This is a genomic window from Oceanobacillus indicireducens, assembly GCF_014647195.1.
GTDB lineage: Bacteria > Bacillota > Bacilli > Bacillales > Amphibacillaceae > Oceanobacillus > Oceanobacillus indicireducens.
Genome location: NZ_BMOS01000043.1, coordinates 1 through 19,425, shown reverse-complemented (window position 1 = coordinate 19,425; position 19,425 = coordinate 1). Strand labels below are relative to the sequence as shown.

The window sequence follows — 19,425 nt, the reverse complement described above, 5'->3', positions numbered from 1 at the left end:
CTGGACTGCGGACCTCCAGGAGAAGGTTGCACTTACGCTGAATGAAAGTGATTTATCCCCTGTCAATTCTTCGGAAGTTTTCAGAACCTTTGTCGAAAGTAGAAAAAGCGATTCGTTTTATAGTATGATAATAAAAAACAAGACATCTTGGAGGAAAAATTACATGAAATCCAATTATAAATCGGGCTTTATCGCGATTATTGGCAGACCGAATGTGGGAAAGTCTACATTCCTTAATCACGTAATCGGACAAAAAATTGCCATTATGAGTGATAAGCCACAAACAACAAGAAATAAAATACAGGGTGTACTTACAACCGATGATTATCAAATGGTGTTTATCGATACACCAGGTATCCATAAACCGAAACACCGCCTCGGAGATTTCATGATGAAAATTGCCGACAATACATTAAATGAAGTCGATGCAGTATTATTTATGATTAACGCAGACGAGGGTTATGGACGAGGGGATCAATTTATCATCGATCGTTTGGAAAACGTTAAAAGCCCTGTCTTTTTAATTATTAATAAAATTGATTTAGTTTCACCAGAATCTTTACTGGGTATTATTGATGAATATAGGCAAAAAGGTGATTTCCAGGAAATTATTCCAATTTCTGCACTTCAAGGGAATAATGTCAATCGCTTATTAACCGAATTACAGAATTATTTGCCGGAAGGACCACTTTATTATCCGCAAGATCAAATCACGGATCATCCAGAACGCTTTATTATTACAGAATTCATTCGGGAAAAAGCACTGCATCTTACGAGGGAAGAAGTGCCGCACTCCATCGCTGTCGCACTTGAAAACATGGAAAGACGAAAGGATGAAACCGTCTTTATTCAAGCGACAATCGTAACAGAAAGAAGTAGCCAAAAAGGTATTATTATCGGTAAGCAAGGTAGTATGCTAAAGAAAATCGGTCAAGAAGCCAGGAAAGATATTGAGCGTCTTCTCGGTTCGAAAGTATATTTAGAACTTTGGGTAAAAGTTAAAAAAGACTGGCGGAATAAGCAGAGCCAACTGCACGAATTAGGATTTAGACAAGATGAATATTAAACCATGGTAAAATTTAATACTTATTATTTTCAGCTTCATGGTCAATCTAGAAATAGAAGCATTTTCAAAAGAAAAAATAGAAAGGCGGGGTTTCTTGTGCTTGATATTACGTGGAAAGTATTTAGTCAGACAGGAAACATTGAAACCTATTTATTATACAAAGAACTGGAAAATGTAGATAATGAAGAGAATGATGCAGATGAAGATGAATCAAATGAGATTGAGACAACCAAAATGTAACCTGGGATTATGAAAGGAAAAGAGCTGAACAGCTTTGCTTGAAAAAATTGAAGGGATTATTTTAAAGACGATTGATTATGGCGAAACGAATAAAATTATAACGATATTTAGTAAGAATATCGGGAAGTTCACCGCAATGGCAAGAGGGGCGAAGAAGCCTAGAAGCAGAATGGCTGCTGTGACGCAGCCATTCATTGCTGGTCAATTTTTTGTATATATCAATCCCGGTTTAAGTACAATTCGACAGGGGGAAATCTTAGAATCTTTTCGGCCACTGCGGGAAGATATTGAAAAAACAGCTTATACTGCTTATCTGATTGAACTGTCGGAGAAACTTCTTGATGATAAAACACCAGAGCCTTATTTATACGATCAGCTCTACCGTACGATGGAATGGATTGCGGAACACGATGAATATGGTATCCCTATTTTGATGTATGAATTAAAAATATTTCAAAAAGGTGGCTTTGCGCCAACGCTTTCCCACTGTAGTAATTGTGGAAATAAAGAAGGACCTTATGCATTTTCAATAGGAGAAGGCGGCTTATTATGCAGAAGATGTTTGTCGCTTGATGACCAAGCTGTCCAATTAACAGAAATACAGGTAAAATTATTGCAGATGTTTCAAGCAGTTGGGATCGAGCAAGTCGGTGAAATATCGGTGAAATTAGAAAACCGTCAGTTATTTAGGCGGCTTCTTGATGCCTATTATGACCGATTTGGTGGATATTTCTTGAAATCAAGGAGATTTTTGAATCAATTAGATCAGTTTAAAGGATGAACATTGACATTATCCGTTTTTTGGATTATGATGTTACATATTTACAAAATAATATTTCACATGTGTTGAAGGAGAAAGTACTTATCAATAATTCTTCTCAAGCGAGTCCAGGATGGTGTAAGCTGGATGAAGATTGAATAAGGAAGAGGCACTCCAGAGCATGATAATAAAGTGACTCAAGAAACTTGGGTAAATAGGGTGGAACCGCGGTATAAAAGCCGTCCCTATGCTTGTAATAGACTACAAGCATAGGGACGGCTTTTCTTATGATTAAAAGGAGTAAATGGAGGTACTGATAATGAATATTCAACAAATGATTCTAGAATTGCAAAAGCATTGGTCCGAGCAAAATTGTATTCTCGTCCAAGCTTATGATACGGAGAAAGGGGCAGGGACGATGTCACCGATGACGCTACTTCGGAGTCTCGGACCGGAACCGTGGAATGTTGCTTATGTGGAACCATCGCGAAGACCGGATGATGGCAGATATGGGGATAACCCTAACAGGCTGTATCAGCATCATCAGTTCCAAGTCATTATGAAACCATCACCTGATAATATTCAGGAACTATATTTGGAGTCATTAAAAAAGATTGGGATAGACCCACTGCAGCATGATATTCGTTTTGTAGAAGACAACTGGGAAAATCCTACGCTCGGTGCTGCTGGTTTAGGTTGGGAAGTATGGCTGGATGGAATGGAAATTACCCAATTTACCTATTTTCAGCAAATTGGTGGACTTGAAGCAAATCCGGTTTCAGTCGAACTGACATATGGAATAGAACGGTTAGCTTCATACATCCAGGATAAAGAAAATGTCTTTGATTTGGAGTGGACGGATGGTGTCACTGTAAGAGATATTTTTTATCAACCAGAGTTCGAACATTCGACATATACTTTTGAAGAATCGGATACAGCAATGCTGTTTGAATTATTTTCCATGTACGAGAACGAAGCAAAGCGGATTATGGAAAAAGGGCTTGTGTTTCCGGCGTATGATTATGTCTTGAAATGTTCGCACACCTTCAACTTACTTGATGCGCGAGGTGTTATCTCTGTAACAGAAAGAACAGGCTACATTACAAGGGTAAGGAATCTTGCGAGAGGTATTGCGAAAACATATGTACAAGAACGGGAAAGATTAGGCTTTCCAATGCTTCGGAAAGGGGAAGAAGTAAATGGCTAAACATGTTTTATTCGAGATAGGAATGGAAGAATTACCAGCTCGTTTTATAGATGACGCGGAGCTGCAATTAAGAGAAAAAACAGCCAAATGGCTAGAGGATTTAAGGATTGCGTATGACTCGATTACTTCTTTTTCCACTCCGCGTCGTTTAGCAGTACGAATTGAAAATATTGCTGACATGCAAACGACGATTGAAGAAGAGGCAAAAGGGCCAGCCCTAACCATTGCTAAAGACGAGAATGGAGAATGGACAAAGGCGGCAATAGGCTTTGCCAAAGGGCAGGGAAAAACGGTGGAAGACCTTGTGGAAAAAGAAGTAAACGGTAAAGCATATGTGTTTGTTACAAAAAGGATTGAAGGAAAAGCGACCAACGAACTGTTACCAGGGTTTAAAGATGTTATCACATCCATCTCGTTCAGTAATAATATGCGGTGGGGAACGAATACCTTGCGTTTTGCCAGACCGATTCGCTGGCTTGTTGCGTTGTATGGAAACGAAATTGTGCCATTTGAAATTACTAAAGTTGAAACGAGCAATGTCACTTACGGGCATCGTTTCCTTGGGGAGTCAGTGACTTTAGGTGATGCGATGGATTATGAGAAGAAATTAAAAGAAAACTTTGTTATAGCTGATGCCAAGGAACGGAAAGCACGTATCTTGGAAGGAATCGATGAACTGCAAAATGATCAATTTCAAGTGAGTGTTGATCAAGACTTGTTAGCCGAAGTGACTAACCTAGTCGAATACCCAACAGTCTTTAAAGGGGAATTCGAGGAAATGTTTCTTGGTCTCCCGAGTGAAGTTCTAATTATCTCGATGAAGGAGCACCAACGATACTTTCCAGTGAAGTCCAAAGAAGTGAAGTTGCTACCTTCGTTTATTGGAGTTAGAAATGGGGATGACACCGCTCTTGAAACAGTGATTCGAGGAAATGAAAAAGTATTACGCGCCCGGCTGCAAGACGCGGAGTTTTTCTATGAGGAAGATCAAAAGAATACAATAGATCATCATTTAGAGAAATTATCACGCGTCGTTTTCCAAGAAAAACTAGGTACACTTGCTGAAAAGACGGAAAGAGTTACTGATTTAACGGAACGGATTGCAGAAAATCTGAACTTGCCTGCTAATATGATAGAAGATGCCTCGCGGGCGGCAGAAATCAGTAAGTTTGATTTAATGACGAACATGGTTAATGAATTTACTGATTTACAAGGGGTTATCGGTGAAATTTATGCCTTGAATTTAGGTGAGAAAGAAGCTGTAGCAGCAGCTATCCGAGAGCAGTATCTTCCAACACATGCAAATGGCGACCTTCCCGATTCAGAAATTGGGGCAATCCTTAGTGTTGCCGAGAAGATCGACACGATTGTCGGGATTATATCGGTCGGTAAGATCCCTACAGGATCTCAAGACCCCTATGCGCTAAGAAGGCAAGCAATCGGCGTTTTACGTATTTTAGAAGCTGGAAAATGGGAAATGAAAGTAGAGGACCTCTTACAACTTGCCTATGACTTATACGATGAGCTAGAGATTGAAAAGATCAGTGATTATAAAGAGAAAATCCATGAATTCTTCAAGCTGCGTGCTTCTCATTTGTTAAAAGAAGCCGGAATAGAACAAGATGTTTTCCAAGCTGTCATGGATAAGGAAATGGGCAACTTTACTTATGCAATGGCTAAAGCTCGTCATTTATCGAAAAAACGTCATGAAGAAGCTTTTAAAGAAAAGGAAGAAGCGCTTGTTCGCATACTAAACCTTGCTGATAAAGCGGAAAATAATGAAATCAATCCACAGGCGTTTGAAACGGATTCGGAAAAAGCGTTATTCGAACAATTTGAGTTATCGCGTAAAGCATTTAGTGACCATGATAAAGCACACGATGCCGTGAAAGCATTTGAGCAACTGGAGGCATTAGCCGACCCAATCCATGAATTCTTTGACAATAATATGGTTATGGCAGATAATATGGAATTAAGGAATAATCGGTTAGCACTAGTTGCAGCTATTTCCAGTTTAATTTTAGACTATGCAGATCTTGCTCTAATTGAGTGGAAACAACATTTTTAAAAGCTTATAGTATAACATAATTCCTTTCCATCACCAAATAATGTATAATATATAGTAATTAGTATGTCCTATAGGTGGTGGGAAGATGGAATTATCGGATCGTCAAGAACAGATCATTGAGATTGTAAAACCAAATGGCCCGATAACGGGTGAGAAAATTGCGGAAAAATTAGGATTAACTAGGGCAACATTACGACCTGATCTTGCTATTCTAACGATGGCGGGGATTTTAGAAGCAAGACCCCGCGTCGGTTACTTTTTTACTGGAAAGACTGGGTCAGAGTTGCTCACTGAGAATATAAAAAAGTTGAAAGTTCAGGACTACCAGCAGATACCGGTTGCAATCAGGGAAGATGCTTCCGTCTATGATGCCATTACATCCATGTTTTTAGAAGATGTAGGTACGTTATTCGTTGTCGATGAACAGTCATGCCTAACAGGTGTTCTTTCCAGAAAAGATTTGCTGCGGGCAAGTTTGGGGCAACAGCATTTAAGCGGCGTACCTGTCCACATCATCATGACTAGGATGCCGAATATTACGGTCTGTAGGAAAAATGATTCCTTAATCGAAGCAGCACAAAAGTTGATCAATAAGCAAATTGATGGACTTCCAGTAGTAAAAGATACGGAAGCCGGACTTGAAGTTATTGGGAGAATAACAAAAACGTCAATGACGAAAGCACTAGTGGAATTAACAATGGATGAACGTTTTGATTGAATATAAGGGGGAAGAAAATGAGTACGAAACCGACCGTATTTATTTTATCGGATTCAGTTGGAGAAACAGCGGAACTTGTAGTAAAAGCGGGATTAAGTCAATTTAACGGGGATTATAAAATTATCCGCATTCCTTATGTTGAAGATCGGGGGACAATTCAGGAATACATACAAATTGCGAAAGAACAGCGAGGGATGATCGGATTCACTTTAGTCGATCCGGAACTCAGAAGTTATTTAAACGAAGAAGCGGAACGCGTTGGTGTTGAGGCAATTGATATAATGGGACCTGCGATGGACGCGATGGAGAAATACTTTAAAAAAGAACCTCGCTTAGAACCCGGTCTCGTACATAAGCTTGATGAAGATTATTTCAAACGGGTAGAAGCAATAGAATTTGCTGTGAAGTATGATGATGGAAGAGACCCAAGAGGAATTGCGCGAGCTGATATTATCTTAGTCGGAATTTCGCGGACTTCAAAGACACCGTTATCTCAATATCTTGCTAATAAACGGATAAAAGTGGCGAACGTTCCGATTGTTCCAGAAGTCGAGCCACCTGAAGAGTTATTTGAAGTAGCAAAAGATAAATGTATTGGTCTCCGCATCAGTCCGGAGAAATTAAATGAAATTAGGAAAGAAAGGTTAAAAGCCCTTGGACTTGGTAATCAAGCAACCTATGCAACAATTAAACGAATTAACCAGGAATTGGAATACTTTGATAAAGTAATTGAAAAAATTAATTGTGAAGTAATTGATGTATCAAATAAGGCAGTGGAAGAAACCGCAAATATTATTTTACACATGATCAAAAATAAAGCGGAAAATAACTAAAATTCCTTAAAAGTCAAAAAAGGTTGGGTTTACACCCAGCTTTTTTCCTGTTTTAATAAAAATGAGCAAACGAATAGAAATATTTGTCTAGATGTATTATAATAATTTTTCGTGCAAACCTAGTATTATTACTTAAAATATGCGGAGTTATATTCAGAAAAATAAAACATTCATTAAAAAGCAGGAATCTGCCCCCTGCTTATCGAAATTAAGAGTAAAGAAAAAGGCAAAATTAATTTTTTGGCGAAAACTGCATAGAATTCCAGCATTTTTATTTTCTTCATTCAGGAAAATAATGGTGGGGAGGTTAATATCATCATAGAGGTGAGCAGATACAGACAAAATAAGTGTGCTGCACTAAATCTGTATAATTAACAGTTCACTGTTTTTTTACGGTTTTATGAAGAAAAATGTCGTTTTTTGAAGGAGTTTCTAGATTTATCACGAATAAATAGAATATGGTGATTGAGTTGAGTCAAATACCAGAAGAAGTAATAGAAGAAGTAAGAAAAGCCAATAATATTGTGGATGTTGTTGGAGAATATGTACAACTAAAGAAACAAGGAAGGAATTACTTCGGTCTTTGTCCCTTCCATGGTGAAAAGACACCATCCTTCTCGGTCACACAGGATAAACAAATTTTTCACTGTTTTGGATGTGGAAAAGGTGGAAATGTCGTGACATTTTTAATGGAAATAGAAAGTTTTTCATTTTTTGAAGCAATGGAGGTGCTGGCCGGTCGCGCAGGGATCAGCCTTCCTACGACAGGAAATGAGAATAGGTCTTCCTATTCCGACGAAAACCAGCGGATACTGGAGGCTTCTGAATGGTTAACAAAGCTTTATCATCATTTACTCCGCTATACGAAGGACGGTAAGGAAGGATATAACTATTTCCAAGATCGGTCAATCCAAGATGAAACAATTGATGTCTTTCAACTAGGATTTGCTCCGAATACTAAAGATTTCATTGTGGAATTTCTTGAAAAGAAGGGCTTCAATAAGCAATTACTTATCAAAGCAGGGCTTGTTTCGGAAAGGGATGATGGAACTGTTACGGACCGGTTCCAGGGGCGGGTTATTTTCCCGATACGGAATCACCTCGGTAAGACAGTTGCCTTCGGTGGACGAGCTATTCACGATCAAGGACCGAAATATTTAAACAGTCCGGAGAGCGAATTATTCCAGAAAGGAAGGCTGCTTTATAATTTCGATCTGGCAAAAAGACATATTCGGAAAGAAAATGAAGTAATATTGTTTGAAGGGTATATGGATGTAATTGCAGCTTACCAGGCAGGAATAAAAAATGTTGTAGCTACATTAGGGACAGCGCTCTCGGAATCTCAAGCGAAAATGCTTAGAAGGTACGTCAATGATGTCATTATTTGTTATGACGGAGACGATGCTGGTCAAGAAGCAAGTTTTAAGGCAGCTGCAACTCTACGCCAAGCTGGTTGTAAGGTCAAAGTCGCTTATTTAAAGGACGGAAGTGATCCAGATACCTTTATTGAAAGACACGGCGGCGAAGCATTCCAAGACCAAATCTTACGCGCAAGTGATACGTATATGACGTTTTTAATGCGTTATTATAAAAAAGATTATAATCTTAGCCTAGAAGCCGATAAGCTGAATTACATCCAAAAGGTTTTAAAAGAGCTGTCTATGGTTGAAAGCTCATTAGAAAGGGAATATTATTTACAGGAGCTAAGCAAGGACTTCTCGATGTCTCTCGATGTTCTAAAAGAAGAATTAGAGACAATTCAAGCAAAATATGGGAATCAGCCGGATAAGACAACCGAGAACAGATATACTAGTAATACTGTTATTTTGCCCAAGAAGCGGAAACTATTACCAGCATATCAAAATGCAGAAAGAAAAATTATTTACTATATGATGCAGAACGATTGGGTGGCTAACCGTGTTCAAGAAGAACTCGGGGCAAACTTTAGAGTTGATGATCATAAAATAATTGTTACTTATCTTTATGCTTTCTATGAAGATGGAAACAAACCTGATATAAGTAAATTCCTCGAAAGTATAAATGATGATAGATTGAAACAGCTCATCTCGGAGATAGCTATGTCCCCTGAGGTGGATGAAATTAGTGAGGAGGCGCTCGGTGATTATATTCGAATGGTTGAAACCGAATCAAGTAATAAAAGTGTAATCCAATCTTTAAAAGAACAGTTAAAGGTAGCAGAACAGCAAAGTGATCCGATAAAGGCGGCTCAAATTGCCGAAGAAATTTTACAGATTCAAAGAAAGCTGAAACATTAATGGTAATGGAATTTTAATTTGTTGGAAGGAGGGGGACTCATGACCGATAAAAAGCCTACTCAAACAAAAGAAACTGAAATGACTTTAGAGATGGCTAAGGATAATTTAGTCGAAATTGGTAAGAAACGCGGTACATTAGCCTATGAAGAGGTGGCTGACCGACTTGCTAATTTCGAAATTGAATCCGATGAGATGGAGGAGTTCTACGAATACCTGAATGAACAAGGGATTGAAGTAATTGGAGAATCTGAGGATGATCCAAATATGCAGAAAATAGCAAAGGAAGAAGAAATAGATACGGATGACTTAAGTGTCCCTTTAGGAATTAAAATAAATGATCCAGTTCGTATGTATTTAAAAGAAATTGGAAGGGTGAACCTTCTATCTGCAGCTGAAGAAATTGAGCTTGCATCCCGTATTGAACAAGGTGACGAGGAGGCTAAGCGGAGACTGTCAGAGGCAAACTTGCGTCTTGTTGTAAGTATAGCAAAACGCTATGTTGGCCGGGGTATGCTGTTTTTGGACTTAATCCAGGAAGGGAACATGGGGCTTCTTAAAGCCGTCGAAAAGTTCGATTACCGAAAAGGTTTTAAGTTCAGTACGTATGCAACTTGGTGGATTCGTCAGGCAATTACACGGGCGATCGCTGACCAAGCTAGAACAATCCGGATTCCTGTTCATATGGTGGAGACGATCAACAAGCTTATCCGTGTCCAGCGTTCACTGCTTCAGGACTTAGGAAGAGAACCAACTCCTGAAGAAATAGGAGAGGAAATGGAACTATCACCAGATAAGGTGAGAGATATCCTAAAAATCGCTCAAGAACCAGTTTCACTTGAAACGCCAATTGGGGAAGAAGATGATTCCCATTTAGGCGATTTTATTGAAGACCAGGAAGCTATATCTCCATCTGATCATGCAGCTTATGAATTACTGAAGGAGCAGCTGGAAGATGTACTTGATACTTTAACAGATCGTGAAGAAAATGTACTGCGTCTGCGTTTCGGTCTTGATGACGGTCGTACAAGAACACTTGAAGAAGTTGGTAAAGTGTTCGGTGTAACTCGCGAGCGTATTCGTCAAATTGAAGCGAAAGCATTGAGAAAGCTGCGTCACCCTAGCCGCAGCAAGCGCTTGAAAGACTTCTTAGACTAAGACTATAATCCAGTCATTGTTTACACGATGACAAACGTGTAAACAATGACTATTAAATGACTATTTTACAGTATGGAAACAGGCTCTAAACAAAGATGCTGCCTCATTGAACGATCCTATAAAAAATGGGGTGATTACAGGTGGAGCACGAGCGTAAGATAACAATCATCAATGAAATTGAATACTGGAAACAACATAAACTACTGCCAGAGCATTACTGCGATTTCTTGCTTGCTTTATACACGGAAGGTGAAGAAGCAACAACCATCGAACAACAGAGGAAGGGTACTTCTTTTACGAAGGTGGTAGAGCGCTTTCAAATAGCTTTACTTTACCTGTTACTTCCCTTCTCGTTTATTGTCATCTATTTTACTGAATTTCATGTTAATTTGCAACTAGTTATTTTATTTTTGCTACTTAGCTATTCAGTTGCGGTTGCTATCTATTATAAAAATAAGCGAGCTGTATATTTTCATTCAGCTTTTATCATCAGTCTATTCCTGGGTTTATTACTCAGTTTATCAATAAGTAACTTATGGTTTATCCAACCAATCGCGGCTGCTTTAGTTATCGTATGTAATTTCATATTCTGGATTTTCGCGGGTTATAAATTAAAGAGTAAGTATATCGCTTTTATAGGTGCTTTAGGCGTAATATTTGTTTTTTTGTATTATTTTCTTTGGAATTAATATCATTTCCCTTTAAAATTGACACATTATAGAGTAAACTATATATAGTCTTTTATAGATAGAAAAGGGAATACATAAGGAGGCAATTAAATGAAGAATGCAGTAGTACCATACGCACTTATTGCTGTATTAGGAATTGTTGCTGTCATCATCATTTCAGTTATCGGCTTAAATAACCAAGCGGAAATTGCTGAAGGCGAAGACGAAGGTGAAGAAACAGAACAGGTTGAAAACGGTGGAGAAGAGGGCGGTGAAACAGCTGGTGGTGACGCCGATGAGATTTTCCAGAATAACTGTGCAATGTGTCACGGTGCAGACCTTACTGGTGGAGGCGGACCAGATTTAACAGCTGTAGGTGCATCTTATTCAGCGGATGACATAAAAGAAATAATTCAAAATGGTAAAGGCGCAATGCCACCAGTACAAGCAGTGCAAGGCGAAGAACTCGATGCCCTTGCAGAATGGTTGAGTGAAAAACAGTAATATCTATAAAAGGAAAAGACGAGCTTTCTGCTAGAACAGAAAGCTTTTCTTTTTCAAAAGGAGTAAGGGATGAAACAATTAAACTTTAAACTTTCCAAACGTTTAATTGATGTGGCAAATTTTTTACCAACAGGTGCGACATTTGCCGATATAGGATCAGATCATGCGTATTTACCTTGCTATGTGTGCTCGCATGACCCTACTGCAACCGCAATTGCTGGTGAAGTAAACCAGGGTCCATTTGATAGCGCACAAGCGAATGTCCGGCTGCATGGATTGGCGGGGCGTATTACAGTCCGGCTTGGCGACGGTCTAGATGTTGTAAGAGAGGCCGACGATATCCAGCAAGTGGTCATCGCAGGCATGGGCGGAGGATTAATCAAACAAATTTTATCGGATGGAAAAGATAAGCTTGATACGGTTAACCGTATGATTTTACAACCGAATGTCGATGCGAGAAAGGTAAGAATTTGGCTGCATCAAGAAGGCTTCTTATTGACAGAAGAGCGGATTATGGAGGAGAATGGCCATATTTATGAAATTCTTGTCGCAGATCGGGAAGGTAGTGACCCGTATAAAGACGAGATTATGGATAAACAATTTTTATTAGGTCCGTATTTATTAAAGGATAAATCTCCTGTATTTTATAAAAAATGGCGCAAAGAAGCGGATAAATTAAGCCTTATCATCACACAGATGGAGCAGGCGAACAACCCCGATTTAAAACGGATTAACCAATTTAAACGGGAATTAATTTGGATGGAGGAGGAATTAGTCCATGAGCAAAAAAATCATAGTAAAAACAATTTTTGAAGCACTAGAGGAGCTCGCTCCAATAGAGAAAGCTTATTCATGGGATAATGTTGGTCTACAAATTGGTTCCGCTAATCAAAAAGCAAGCAAAATTATGATTACGCTAGACGTACTTGAATCAGTTGTAGATGAAGCAATTGCAAAAAATGTCGATGTTATTATTGCCCACCACCCCCTATTATTTAAACCGCTGAAACAAATTAATTTTGATACTCCAGAAGGTCGGGTCATCACGAAACTGATTCGGCATAATATTACGGTCTATGCGTCCCACACGAATTTAGATGTTGTAAAAGGTGGAGTAAATGATATGTTGGCTGAACAATTGGAAATACGAAAAGGGAAGCCACTTGTTCAAATTGGTACGGAAAAGCTATATAAGTACGCAGTTCACGTTCCCGTCAGCCATCGAGAAACAATCAAGCAGGTGATTGGTGACGCTGGTGGCGGCGAACAGGGTGATTATACTCACTGTTCCTTTGAAATAGAAGGAACTGGCTCATTTAAGCCGGGATCACAAGCCGATCCATTCATAGGTGAAATCGGGGAGATTGCAAAGGTTGAAGAAGTAAAAGTTGAAGCACTTGTACCAGAACATTCTCTTAAGCGAGTTATAGCAGCCGTTCTGGAGGAACATCCTTATGAAGAACCAGCTTATGACATTATCGAATTAACCAATCCCGGTGCAAGCTTTGGACTCGGTCGAATCGGTGAAGTGAAAAATCAAACGAATCTCCAGCAATATGCAGAAGAAGTGAAAGAAAAGTTAGGTTTATCGCATGTTCGAGTTGTTGGAGATTTACAAAAGAATGTTAAAAAAGCGGCTGTAATTGGCGGCAGCGGGGAAAAGTATATTCACGCAGCGAAACGTGCCGGTGCAGACGTTTATATTACAGGGGATGTAGGTTTCCACCAAGCACAGATCGCGATGGAAATGGGACTTGCAATGATTGATGCCGGTCACTATATTGAATCTGTAATGAAAGATAGTGTTAAGGACTATTTAAAACAGAAATTAACAGAATTTGATGTAGAAATTATTACATCCGAACGTAATACCGACCCATTCCAATATTTATAACGGAATGAAGTTAACGGTAAAAAGGAGTACGACTATGACAAAAACTACATTTCAATCCTTAGGCATGCATCCTGCATTAATGGATGTCGTCCAGAAGTTGCAATTTAACCATCCAACTGAAATACAAGAAAAGGTCATTCCGCCGATTCTAAATGGGCAAAGTGTGATTGGTCAGTCGCGAACAGGATCAGGAAAGTCACATGCTTTTCTTCTGCCCCTATTTAATCAACTGGATTCAAGTAAAAGGGAAGTCCAATTTGTCATCACAGCCCCGACGAGGGAGCTTGCTATTCAGTTACATGATGAGGTTAAAAAAATAATCCATTATGCAGATAAAGACGGGATCTGGATAAGTAAGTTGCTCATTGGTGGAACGGATAAACAGAAAATGATGGAGAAATTAAAAACACCACCTCATATTATCGTTGGAACTCCCGGGCGGATTCTCGATATGGTGAAATCGGAAAGTTTATCGATTTATTCAGCGAAATCATTTGTCGTGGATGAGGCAGATTTAATGCTTGACTTAGGGTTTATTCAAGATGTCGACCAACTGCTTGTTCGGTCAAAACAGGATATTCAATTACTAGTATTTTCTGCTACAATTCCTGAAAGGCTGCGACATTTCTTTCAAAAGTATTTGGACCAACCAGTTTATGTTAAAATTGAAGAACATTTCTCACCTGAATTGATGGAACATCAATTTATTGCTGTAAAACATCGCGATAAGGGAGAAGTTATTCGTGATATTTCAAAAGTAATCCAACCATACCTCGCTTTAGTATTTACAAATGGCAAAGCAGAAGCAGACGCATTATTGGATAGCTTGCTACGTCACGGCTTAAATGCTGGTATTATTCATGGTGGTTTATCACCGCGTGAAAGAAAACGTGTATTAAAAGAAATCCAAAATTTACGTTATGAATATGTCGTTGCAACTGATCTTGCCTCAAGAGGGATTGACATAAAAGGTGTGAGTCATGTTATTAATGCTGACTTACCGAAAGAGGAAGCATTTTATATTCACCGCGTCGGCCGAACTGCAAGGGCGGGTCTGGAAGGTACAGCAATCAGTTTATACACCGAAGAAGATTTTGGTCTGATTGAGAACCTAGAGAAAAAAGGGTTGCAAATAACGTATATTGATGTTAAAGATAAGGAGTTCGTTACCGCAAAACCTTGGAATACACGAAAGTTAAGAAAAAACCAAGCGTCTGCGATTGAAAAAGAAGCATGGAAACGTGTCAAGAAAGCAAAGAAGGTTAAACCAGGTTATAAAAAGAAACAAAAACAAGAACAGGAAAATATAAAGAGAAAATTAGCTGCAAAAAAATATAACAAAAGAAAATAATCAGGAGAGGTGTACGTTTTGTTGAAGATTGGATCGCATGTATCAATGAGTGGCAAAAAAATGCTGTTAGGCTCTAGTGAGGAAGCTGTTTCATACGGAGCAAATACGTTTATGATTTATACAGGTGCCCCTCAGAATACGAGAAGAAAACCACTTGAAGAATTAAATATAGAAAAAGGAAAAGAACATATGAAGGAGCATGGGATTACAGATATTATTGTCCATGCCCCGTATATTATTAATATCGGCAATACGCAAAAACCAGCAACATTTGAACTTGGAGTAAATTTTCTAAGAAGTGAAATGGAGCGTACGGAAGTAATCGGAGCGAAACAAATCGTCCTGCATCCCGGGGCTCATGTCGGTTCAGGGGAAGACGCCGGTATTAAAAGAATTATTGAAGGTCTGAATGAAGTGTTGACAAGAGAACACGAAGTGCAAATCGCATTAGAAACGATGGCAGGAAAAGGTTCGGAAATCGGGAAGACATTCGAGGAACTGGCAAGAATTATTGACGGGGTTACATTTAATGAAAAACTTTCGGTATGTATGGATACATGTCACATTCATGACGCTGGTTATGACATTGTCAATGACTTTGACGGTGTATTGAATGAATTTGATAAAACCATTGGAGTTGACCGTATTAAGGTTGTTCATGTCAATGACAGTAAAAATCCAAAAGGCGCAAGAAAAGACCGTCATGAAAACATCGGTTTCGGCCATATAGGCTTCGAACCATTACATTACATCATTAATCATCCACAGCTGAAAGAACTGCCAAAAATTCTCGAAACACCATATGTAGGGGAAGACAAGAAAAATAAAAAAGCGCCATATAAACACGAAATTGAAATGATAAAAGACGGTAATTTCAATGCGGATTTAAAAGAAATTATTATGCAATAAATAGACTGGGGCATAACTACACGATATGGATTAATTAACGAACAGATCTACTCACCGGCCGCCTGCGAAAACGAAGTATCTTTCCGCGGCCGCCGGTGAGAATCATGATGATAAGTTCTGATGTTTACCATACACTAAAGTTATGACCCGTTTTTTTATTGAAATAAATGTTCTAGTCCATAGCTCTTAATAAGTTGTTCAAATAAAGCCCTTGCCTTTTGTGCAGTCTGGGGATTCGTAATTGCCGCTATTTTATCATGCGCTTCATCGATTCCTTTTTTTGAAAAAATATCAATATCATTTGTTTGGATATAATGGATAATTTTTGTTGCTTCATCCCTTGTTAACGAAAATCCGTATTGATCCGCATAATGTAAAATCTCTCCGGCTGTTAACTGTCTCAGCTTGGTTTTCACCATTTCTTTAATAAAAAATGACATCAGCTTCCTCCTTTATTTATTGTGTCATACATAAGCTATGCAAAGCAGGTTCCAATCTTGCCAGTTAATAACATCATAAGTGTGGCCAGACTCCATAAACTAACGTTGAACACGATGAAAAGGAGGCAAAATAAAATGGATGATGATAAACGCAATATCCAACCAGCACCACATCGCGGCGGTGAAGACAGATATAGAAAGCGCCATGATGAAGAATTTGCTGAAGAGTTCGCAATGGATGATGCCGATGCCCGTCATGATGATGACGTTATCAGTACGTACGGGTGGATTGGTATTGTTCTATCCTTACTTTCCTTTTTGGTTTGGCCAGTCTTTTTTGGAGCGGTAGGTATCATCCTAGGCTTCGTTTCCCGGAGCAAGGGTGCTGATACACTAGGTAATATCGCAATCGGTATTGGGGCACTATCCATTATCCTGCGTATATTTATGTAGATAAGAGAGAGGTTGTTACTCAACCTCTCTCTTGTTGTTTTTGCGGTTCATTGTATAATGGAAAGTAATAGAAAGAATTAGGTAGAAGTGACTCTGTATCAACACCTGGATTCAACTTTTCAAAATCATTGATAACTTGTTGGACATCTAAATAATCCAATTCATTAATTTCTTCTGTGACCGATAATATGGTATCTCCATGCTTGATTTTAATATGGGCAATTCCGGTATCTTTATCCTCTTGTACTTTTACAACGCTCTCTTCTTTCAGTGGTTGTTGTTTGGATAAATCATCAATGACACTTATTATCACTAAGATAAATAGTAATAATAAGGATAAACGTTTAGATGTTGACATAGTTTTCTCCTTTTTTCCACAGTAATCATCCCTAAAACTTCCAGTTCAGATGAGTCACTCATGATTTGCTCAACTAATCAGTGGAATGAAGCATTCTTCTGATTAAAGTTTTTTTATGAAACAAAATTTATACTTAATCCGTAGATATAAATGAAAGGGGAAATTATTATGGGCATATTTGATCTTGAATGGATTGGATTAGTTATTACATTCTTAGGAACGCTATTCCTTATTGGAGAAGTACTCGTTAATATGCGAGGTCTGTTTGCATTGTTGGGAATTGGCTTTATTACCGTTTATTTTAGTGCCTATGCTGGAACAGAATCCGTTATACTTATGATTATTATTTATTTTGTTGGTTTAGTACTAATTATTATAGATGGGAAATTACTAAATGATGGTACGCTTTCAACGATTGGGCTTGTAGCTATGCTAACCTCAGTCGGTATAGCCGCTCCTAGTTTAACTGCTGCTCTATTTGCCATCATTGGTGTTGTGTTAGGTGCGGCTTGCTCGTTCTTTTTCCTGAAAGTGTTTAAGCGAAGGGAAATGTGGACCAAAATTGCTCTCAAAGATCAGCTCAGCAAAGAGGCTGGTTATAACTCGATGAATATGGAATATGAAAAATTAGTCGGAGAAAAGGGAGTTGCACTTAATGATTTACGACCAGTGGGAACAGTACGAATCAATGGAAAAGATTATAGTGCCCAGTCGGAGGGGAAATGGGTTTCAAAAGATACAGAAGTAACTGTTGTTAAAGTAGATGGTACAAAGATACAGGTTGAAGAAATTGTATAGAACAATTGCTAATGCTTGCCTAATTAGGTAAAGCATTATTTTTTTGTCTTTTTGACATAAAGTTGTTCGTTAAGGGTAAAAACTACATTATAAAAGAGCGTTTGTAAAAAGTATGTAAATTTTATTAAAAAGGCTTTACAAATCATGGACTAAAATTAATAATAGATAAGTATGCGAATTTCAGGCTTGAAAGGATGAAAATAATTGGATATTGATGTGCAATCGCTCATATTTGATTTTATCGGCGGTATAGGAATATTCCTCCTCGGTATCAAATTCATGGGAGATGGACTTCAGCGTTCTGCTGGAGATAGATTAAGGGATATACTGGATCGATTCACAAGCAATCCATTTCTCGGTGTTTTAGCGGGGATTGTCGTCACGCTATTAATTCAGAGCAGTTCAGGAACAACGGTGCTTACTGTTGGTCTTGTCAGTGCCGGCTTTATGACGCTAAGACAAGCGATCGGTGTCATTATGGGAGCGAATATCGGAACGACAGCAACTGCGTTTATTATCGGGATTGACATAGGAGAATATGCCTTGCCAATTCTCGCTGTCGGTAGTTTCTTAATTATCTTCTTTAGTAACCAAAAAGTAACTGCCATTGGACAAGCTCTCTTTGGATTTGGAGCTCTATTCTTCGGACTTGAATTAATGAGTAGTGGAATGAGCCCACTGCGTACACTTGATTCTTTCCATGAATTAACTGTCAGTATGAGTGAAACACCAATCCTCGGTGTTGTAATTGGAACAGTATTTACAATGGTTGTTCAAAGTTCTACTGCAACGATTGGGATCTTGCAAGGACTAATGTCAGAAGGGGCAATCAAGCTTGATGCAGCAATACCGGTTTTAATAGGTGATAATTTAGGAACAACGATTACTGCGATTATTGCTTCATTAGGGGCTTCGATTGCCGCTAAGCGAGCTGCATTAACACATGTGGTCTTCAATATTATCGGGGTAGTTATATTTATGATCTTATTAAGTCCGTTTATTTCTTTTGTAACTTATTTGCAAGAACAACTATCCTTGAACCCATCCATGACAATTGCGGTCGCACATGGTTCTTATAATATTATGAATACAGCAATTCAATTCCCATTCATCGGTGCATTAGCATGGATTGTTACGAAACTGATTCCTGGAGAAGATATGGTTATTGAATATAAACCACAGCATTTAGATCCAATTGTTATTAATAAATCTTCTTCACTTGCACTCGAACAGGCAAAATTAGAAGTATTACGTATGGGGGACTTTGCATATAAAGGCTTGGAAGAAACGTTGAAATATGCTCAAACATTAGATACAAAACATTCGGAAATGGCAAGTCAAGTTGAAGGTGCAATTAATAACTTGGATCGCAAAATAACCGAATATCTTGTCGCTATCTCTGCAGAATCTATGACGAAGTGGGAAAGGGATAAACATACTCTCTTAATGGATAGTGTGCGCGATATTGAACGAATTGGCGACCACTTTGAAAACATCACTGAGTTGATTGACTATCGGATATCCAATAAGGTTGATTTAACGGATCAGGCAATGGATGACTTAAACAGTATGTTCGATTTAACTTTATTAACGGTGAAACAATCTATTGAATGTTTAGACAATCGTGATAAAGAATTAGCACTCGAAGTAATTCGTAAAGAGGAACAAATTGACCAGATGGTGTAAACTAGCACATTATTCCAGGTCATCTATTTCAAACTAATTCA

General features: G+C 38.5%; 20 protein-coding genes and 1 other annotated feature. Of the genes, 18 read left to right on the top strand and 2 right to left on the bottom strand.

The features are described 5' to 3' along the window. The first annotated feature begins 163 nt into the window (after positions 1–163). The 15 genes from era to IEX94_RS17755 all read left to right on the top strand — a co-directional run bounded on the left by era (position 164) and on the right by IEX94_RS17755 (position 15,649). Complete coding sequence (era, locus tag IEX94_RS17825) at positions 164–1,066, top strand: GTPase Era (RefSeq protein WP_156856814.1); 903 nt, start codon at positions 164–166, stop codon at positions 1,064–1,066. Between the two features lie 96 nt (positions 1,067–1,162). Beyond that, positions 1,163–1,306: a YqzL family protein gene (locus IEX94_RS17820; protein WP_156856813.1), complete on the top strand. Its 144-nt coding sequence runs from the start codon at positions 1,163–1,165 to the stop codon at positions 1,304–1,306. Positions 1,307–1,340: 34 nt separating this feature from the next. After that, entirely contained in the window at positions 1,341–2,087 is a 747-nt protein-coding gene (gene recO / locus IEX94_RS17815; RefSeq protein ID WP_188859345.1) for a DNA repair protein RecO, read from the top strand. 56 nt (positions 2,088–2,143) lie between these two features. Further along, positions 2,144–2,316, top strand: a binding site (T-box leader). A 69-nt stretch (positions 2,317–2,385) separates the two neighbouring features. Next, positions 2,386–3,273 carry a glycine--tRNA ligase subunit alpha gene (glyQ, locus tag IEX94_RS17810; RefSeq protein ID WP_188859342.1) on the top strand — a complete coding sequence of 296 codons (888 nt, stop codon included), beginning with the start codon at positions 2,386–2,388 and terminating at the stop codon, positions 3,271–3,273. Then, on the top strand, positions 3,266–5,341 hold the full coding sequence (gene glyS, locus IEX94_RS17805) for a glycine--tRNA ligase subunit beta (protein ID WP_188859340.1): 2,076 nt from the start codon (positions 3,266–3,268) through the stop codon (positions 5,339–5,341). Before glyQ ends, glyS begins: the two co-directional genes overlap by 8 nt. An 85-nt stretch (positions 5,342–5,426) precedes the next feature. Further along, entirely contained in the window at positions 5,427–6,059 is a 633-nt protein-coding gene (gene ccpN, locus IEX94_RS17800) for a transcriptional regulator CcpN (RefSeq protein ID WP_156856809.1), read from the top strand. A gap of 17 nt (positions 6,060–6,076) precedes the next feature. Further along, the gene (locus IEX94_RS17795) at positions 6,077–6,892 is read left to right on the top strand and encodes a pyruvate, water dikinase regulatory protein (RefSeq protein WP_188859338.1); all 816 of its coding nucleotides are present in this window, start codon (positions 6,077–6,079) and stop codon (positions 6,890–6,892) included. Positions 6,893–7,353: 461 nt separating this feature from the next. After that, complete coding sequence (gene dnaG / locus IEX94_RS17790; protein WP_308425625.1) at positions 7,354–9,168, top strand: DNA primase; 1,815 nt, start codon at positions 7,354–7,356, stop codon at positions 9,166–9,168. A 39-nt stretch (positions 9,169–9,207) separates the two neighbouring features. Next, positions 9,208–10,323: an RNA polymerase sigma factor RpoD gene (gene rpoD / locus IEX94_RS17785; RefSeq protein ID WP_156856806.1), complete on the top strand. Its 1,116-nt coding sequence runs from the start codon at positions 9,208–9,210 to the stop codon at positions 10,321–10,323. A gap of 140 nt (positions 10,324–10,463) precedes the next feature. Next, the gene (locus IEX94_RS17780; RefSeq protein ID WP_156856805.1) at positions 10,464–11,012 is read left to right on the top strand and encodes a hypothetical protein; all 549 of its coding nucleotides are present in this window, start codon (positions 10,464–10,466) and stop codon (positions 11,010–11,012) included. 90 nt (positions 11,013–11,102) lie between these two features. Further along, on the top strand, positions 11,103–11,495 hold the full coding sequence (locus IEX94_RS17775) for a c-type cytochrome (RefSeq protein ID WP_156856804.1): 393 nt from the start codon (positions 11,103–11,105) through the stop codon (positions 11,493–11,495). Between the two features lie 69 nt (positions 11,496–11,564). Beyond that, positions 11,565–12,308 carry a tRNA (adenine(22)-N(1))-methyltransferase gene (locus tag IEX94_RS17770; RefSeq protein WP_156856803.1) on the top strand — a complete coding sequence of 248 codons (744 nt, stop codon included), beginning with the start codon at positions 11,565–11,567 and terminating at the stop codon, positions 12,306–12,308. After that, positions 12,274–13,389 carry a Nif3-like dinuclear metal center hexameric protein gene (locus IEX94_RS17765; RefSeq protein WP_156856802.1) on the top strand — a complete coding sequence of 372 codons (1,116 nt, stop codon included), beginning with the start codon at positions 12,274–12,276 and terminating at the stop codon, positions 13,387–13,389. Before IEX94_RS17770 ends, IEX94_RS17765 begins: the two co-directional genes overlap by 35 nt. 34 nt (positions 13,390–13,423) lie before the next feature. Continuing rightward, positions 13,424–14,740, top strand: coding sequence for a DEAD/DEAH box helicase (locus tag IEX94_RS17760; RefSeq protein ID WP_156856801.1), 1,317 nt, complete (start codon positions 13,424–13,426; stop codon positions 14,738–14,740). 18 nt (positions 14,741–14,758) lie between these two features. Then, complete coding sequence (locus IEX94_RS17755) at positions 14,759–15,649, top strand: deoxyribonuclease IV (RefSeq protein ID WP_156856800.1); 891 nt, start codon at positions 14,759–14,761, stop codon at positions 15,647–15,649. A gap of 155 nt (positions 15,650–15,804) precedes the next feature. Here IEX94_RS17755 and IEX94_RS17750 read toward each other — a convergent pair whose 3' ends face one another. Continuing rightward, positions 15,805–16,089 carry a DUF2624 domain-containing protein gene (locus IEX94_RS17750; RefSeq protein ID WP_156856799.1) on the bottom strand — a complete coding sequence of 95 codons (285 nt, stop codon included), beginning with the start codon at positions 16,087–16,089 and terminating at the stop codon, positions 15,805–15,807. Positions 16,090–16,224: 135 nt separating this feature from the next. Between IEX94_RS17750 and IEX94_RS17745 the strand changes: the two genes are divergently transcribed. Next, complete coding sequence (locus tag IEX94_RS17745) at positions 16,225–16,542, top strand: hypothetical protein (RefSeq protein ID WP_156856798.1); 318 nt, start codon at positions 16,225–16,227, stop codon at positions 16,540–16,542. Between the two features lie 19 nt (positions 16,543–16,561). On the opposite strand, the gene yqfZ is transcribed toward IEX94_RS17745, so the two are convergent. Further along, positions 16,562–16,900 carry a protein YqfZ gene (gene yqfZ, locus IEX94_RS17740; RefSeq protein WP_188859334.1) on the bottom strand — a complete coding sequence of 113 codons (339 nt, stop codon included), beginning with the start codon at positions 16,898–16,900 and terminating at the stop codon, positions 16,562–16,564. Positions 16,901–17,068: 168 nt separating this feature from the next. Between yqfZ and IEX94_RS17735 the strand changes: the two genes are divergently transcribed. Both IEX94_RS17735 and IEX94_RS17730 read left to right on the top strand, forming a co-directional pair. Further along, entirely contained in the window at positions 17,069–17,698 is a 630-nt protein-coding gene (locus IEX94_RS17735) for an NfeD family protein (RefSeq protein ID WP_188859332.1), read from the top strand. 204 nt (positions 17,699–17,902) lie between these two features. After that, positions 17,903–19,384, top strand: coding sequence for a Na/Pi cotransporter family protein (locus IEX94_RS17730; RefSeq protein WP_188859330.1), 1,482 nt, complete (start codon positions 17,903–17,905; stop codon positions 19,382–19,384). The last annotated feature ends 41 nt before the right edge of the window (positions 19,385–19,425 follow it).